Here is a 4,160-nt window from a genome sequence, read left to right as displayed (position 1 = left end):
CCGCATCGAGCTCGACCGTGTGTATAAGAACCTGTATATTCACAACCCTCATAAGGTTGCCGGACACATCGTCATTAACGATGATAAGTACGTTGACCCCTCTGAGATAGATATCGTCGAGAACGTGCCCTCCGGCATTTCCGTGATAAGCTGGAGCATCCCCAACCCTACAGCTCCCATAACCGTCCTTCTGTCAAACGCCTTCCTGAAGCCACACGAGCTCGTCTTCAAGGTGGAGGAGTCCCTCCCTGTTGACGTTCAAAACACATCCCTCGATGTTAACATAACCAACTCCTACATGGACGTTAACGTAACAAACTCGGTCCTTCCCGTTGATATTCAGAACTCCTCAATCGTTGTCGAGCAGGCAACCAGCTCCGTCTGGGACATCAACGTTACAAACTCCACACTTGACGTAAACGTCAACGGAACCGCAAGCGTAAGCATTGACAGCGCCACCGTAACGGTAGACACACTCTCCTTCAAAGAGAAGAACTACTCAGGAAACGGCCTCGTCCCCATCTCCGCCACCGTGACCGACAGCTCCACCACAAAGACCTACACAAACACGGGGACCAAAAACGCATACCTTTTCGACTGCGTCACCTCCCTCGAAGGCTCCTCCCCCGCAGCCGGTAAAATTGAAATAAAGCTCTACGATGACACCGACACCCTCCAGGCTGTCATCTTTAAAGCACAGCTGGAAATCACCTCCTACTACGAAAGTACCTTCGCGCAGAAGCACTTCGACCCACCAATCACCATCCCTCCAGGTTGGTACGTGACGATGTATGTGTGGGCAAGCAGCAGCACAACGACCTTCGGACTCATGACAATACTGGAGGAGGTGTGACGCGGTGGGAATGAACCCCAACGAGCTTAAGGTCGGAGACACCTTCCAGCTTGAGGTCACGGAGTACCAGCAGGACCCCGAGACCGGAAAGTTCGTACCCGTCAAAGTCACTAAGACCTTTCAGGTTGTGAGGATAAGGGAGACCCGCTACGGCAAGGAGATCGAAGCAACGGAGGTAGCGTCATGAAAAAGCTCTTCTGGATTCTTCTATTTATTCTGCTGCTGTTTCTTCTGACCAGACAAAAAACTTATAAACCCGAAAAACAAACCTATGAAGAAGCTGCCGCGGAAGAACACTCGTGGTGGGTAAACTGGGTGGGTATGTGATGGAGGTGATGAAAGATGAGGAAGATTGAATACCGCAACTACGACGGGACCCTGTTCCGTTTCAACTCCCTTGGAAACAAGTATGAGTTTGACATAAGCGAGCCACACAACACGGCTGACTACATCATCTTCAAGGATGAAGACTATGTTTATGCGAAGAACGGGAAGAGCGGGAGAATTGAGTTCAAGGATACTGAATTACATAATGTTTTGAACCTCACGGGACAACAAATAATAAATGCATCTTCACATGAAATATTTTCATGGATTAACGGAAAGAAAACAGTTTTAATCGCATTTGTCCCAGACGATTACACCCTCACAGGAAAAGTTTTCTTCCCAGGTGGTGTAACACTCGACTTCAACGGGTCATGGATCGACATTTCATCACTCGATGACATCGCTTTTGACTTTGGAAAACCACAAAGCGAAACCGGCACTAATTTTGCCGGACATTTAACCGCTCTCAGAAATGGGACCTTCATCGGTGACAAATCTAACACAAATTCTTGGGTTGCAAGATTCTCATCAATTCCATACCTATCCAGAGTTGAGAATATCAACGTATTCCGTAATTACGGGGGGATCATCTTCAATGAAAACAATGCAAATGCTATCATTCAAAACAGCGAATTTGCGTATGTTGAAAGAGGTGTACTATTTGAAGGAAACGTGAATGGTGTAGGAACAAACAATGCAAAAATAGATAACTGTGAATTTGTAAATTCATGGACAACTCCTGGGACAACAGCGATTGAAATCTCAGAGTACTCTGAGAGAGCAATTATAAGTAATAGCTGGATTGAAGCATTTGCAACAGGTATCACTACTGCAGGAGAGAATACAAAAATACATGATAGTCTTATTTCAACTAGCTCCATCTCCGTGAACATTACAAAAGGAAGTGTATATATCAGTAACTCAGAAATCATTTTTAACGCTGATAACGCTGTTGGTTTGTATGCTTCAACAAACCCTTCAACAATTAGAACATCAAATACAAGATTTTACACTTATGGAAAAGACAGCGTTACTGCAATTAAAATTGACGCTACTGGTGTAAACTTACAATTAACAGGTAACGAAATAAATCTAGGCTCCGTTACAGGGACATCTTATGGAATCAACGTTGTTACTGGTAGTATCAAGAACTCTAGTATTATCGGAAACCGAATAATTGGGACTAGTGAGGTTGGAACGGCAGTTTATATCACTGGTTCAAGCACTTATGTCATAATTGAGGGAAACTTTGTTAAAAACTGGAACGAAGGAATACGTGGCGGTGGAAACTATTCATTTATAACAAATAATGAGTTTGTTAATGTTACAAGCCCAATCCCTTCAACACTTAACACATCATATTACGACAATATTCTATATACGTCTCTTCCTGACACAACAGACTCCTTAATCTCCGAACTTTTCCTCAACAAACCAATACACTATTATGACGGAACAAACTATTATTTAGCAGTCTGGGATGGCTCGACTTGGAGAAAAGTGCAAATCAGCTGAGCTGGTACGCTGAAGTTTAACGGGGGTAATGAAAGATGAGAAAAATTGAATACCGGAACTACGACGGGACCCTGTTTAGGTTCAACTCCCTCGGGGACAAGTACGAGTTTGATATTTCAGAACCCCACAACGTAGCAGACTACATCGTTTTCACTGATACTGATGGAAATGTTTACATAAAAAACGGGAAGACAGGAAAAATCGAACTTCGAAGCACCAGCGTCTCCACCGCTTTAAATTCTTTAATGGAGTCCACAAACCCCTCAAACAAAAAAGTTGTCATAACCCTCCAGGGTGAATTCGAGCTGGATTCCACCATCAACCTGACATCAAACACCGTCCTCGACATGCGTAACGCCTATCTAAAATTGACCGACAACACCAACTTAAATATGATAAAAGCATCTGATGTCCAGAACATAGAGATTGTAGGAGGCATCCTCGACGGAAACAAAGACAACCAGGACCCTTCTGAGGTCCAGTGGGAAAAGCGCGGTATTGTCCTGTACAACGTGACCAATGCTATAATAAGAGATGTTATAATCCAAAACACAACGAGAGATGGGATAGCTATTCACAAAGGCTCTGATATAATAGTCAAAAACGTGAAAGTTATAAATTCAGGATTTCAGGGGTTTGCCCTAAGGTACAACGCGCACGACATTAAGCTTTCAAACTGCGTAGCTGAAGGCTGTGCCAACGTCGGCTTTGATATAGGTCAGACCTACAACGTCCAGCTTGAAAACTGCACGGCAAGAAACAACGGTCAGCACGGCATAGCGTCTGACTGGGCCAACAGGCTCCAGATAGTAAACAGCCTGGCTGAGGGGAACAGCGAACAGGGGTTCCAGGTCGGCGACTCCTCCGGAACCCACACACCATATGACGTTACAATATCCAACTGCAGAAGTTACAACAACACCGGTAAAGGGTTTAACATCATCAACGGAGCGTACAACGTCACGGTTGTATCATGTATCGCAAGGCTCAACGGTGACAGCGGGTTCAGGACGGGTAGGGACTGTCACAGCATAAGCTTTGGAAGCTGTATAGCTGATTCTAATGGAAACAGAGGGTTCAGTATTGAAAACTCTTATGACATCGTAATAGTAGGGTGTGAAGTGTGGAACAACGGCCAATCCACAACAGCAGACGGTATTATCATCACAGGTGATGCCACTACTAACGCCACAGGTATCCGCATAATCGCGTGTAAGGCTTCAGACAGCCAGCCAACAAAAACCCAGCGCTACGGTGTTAACGTGAGCGGGACTGAAGACTACAACATCGTTGCCCTCTGCGACCTGAGAGGAAATGCAACAGGCGGACTGAACGGGCTGTCCGGAGCCAATGACATTTCTGCAAACAACCTCACCTGATACCCCTTCACTTTTTCTCCCTTTAGCGCAATGATGCAAAAATGAGTCAAAAATGAGTCAAATGATGCAAAAACTCTCTTTTCACT

The 4,160-nt window shown here is 44.9% G+C and carries 5 protein-coding genes; all 5 read left to right on the top strand.

The genetic code is table 11. From position 1 onward, the window contains the following. Positions 1–124 precede the first annotated feature (124 nt). On the top strand, positions 125–853 hold the full coding sequence (locus H0Z19_RS11700; RefSeq protein WP_290726833.1) for a hypothetical protein: 729 nt from the start codon (positions 125–127) through the stop codon (positions 851–853). Positions 854–863: 10 nt separating this feature from the next. After that, positions 864–1,040, top strand: a complete 177-nt coding sequence (locus H0Z19_RS11695; RefSeq protein ID WP_290726831.1) for a hypothetical protein — start codon at positions 864–866, stop codon at positions 1,038–1,040. Then, positions 1,037–1,180: a hypothetical protein gene (locus tag H0Z19_RS11690; RefSeq protein ID WP_290726829.1), complete on the top strand. Its 144-nt coding sequence runs from the start codon at positions 1,037–1,039 to the stop codon at positions 1,178–1,180. Before H0Z19_RS11695 ends, H0Z19_RS11690 begins: the two co-directional genes overlap by 4 nt. A gap of 15 nt (positions 1,181–1,195) precedes the next feature. Further along, positions 1,196–2,695, top strand: coding sequence for a hypothetical protein (locus H0Z19_RS11685; RefSeq protein WP_290726826.1), 1,500 nt, complete (start codon positions 1,196–1,198; stop codon positions 2,693–2,695). A 245-nt stretch (positions 2,696–2,940) separates the two neighbouring features. Continuing rightward, positions 2,941–4,074 carry a right-handed parallel beta-helix repeat-containing protein gene (locus H0Z19_RS11680; protein WP_290726824.1) on the top strand — a complete coding sequence of 378 codons (1,134 nt, stop codon included), beginning with the start codon at positions 2,941–2,943 and terminating at the stop codon, positions 4,072–4,074. Positions 4,075–4,160: the final 86 nt, after the last annotated feature.

The sequence above is a fragment of the Archaeoglobus sp. genome, assembly GCF_017656475.1.
In the GTDB taxonomy this organism is placed as follows: domain Archaea; phylum Halobacteriota; class Archaeoglobi; order Archaeoglobales; family Archaeoglobaceae; genus Archaeoglobus.
This window is presented reverse-complemented; position numbering and strand designations above follow the sequence as displayed.

Excerpts from the sequence above, each read along its gene's own strand:
- H0Z19_RS11695 (WP_290726831.1), top strand. The coding sequence starts at position 864 with ATGAACCCCAACGAGCTTAAGGTCGGAGACACCTTCCAGCTTGAGGTC.
- H0Z19_RS11690 (WP_290726829.1), top strand. The coding sequence starts at position 1,037 with ATGAAAAAGCTCTTCTGGATTCTTCTATTTATTCTGCTGCTGTTTCTT.
- H0Z19_RS11685 (WP_290726826.1), top strand. The coding sequence starts at position 1,196 with ATGAGGAAGATTGAATACCGCAACTACGACGGGACCCTGTTCCGTTTC.
- H0Z19_RS11680 (WP_290726824.1), top strand. The coding sequence starts at position 2,941 with ATGGAGTCCACAAACCCCTCAAACAAAAAAGTTGTCATAACCCTCCAG.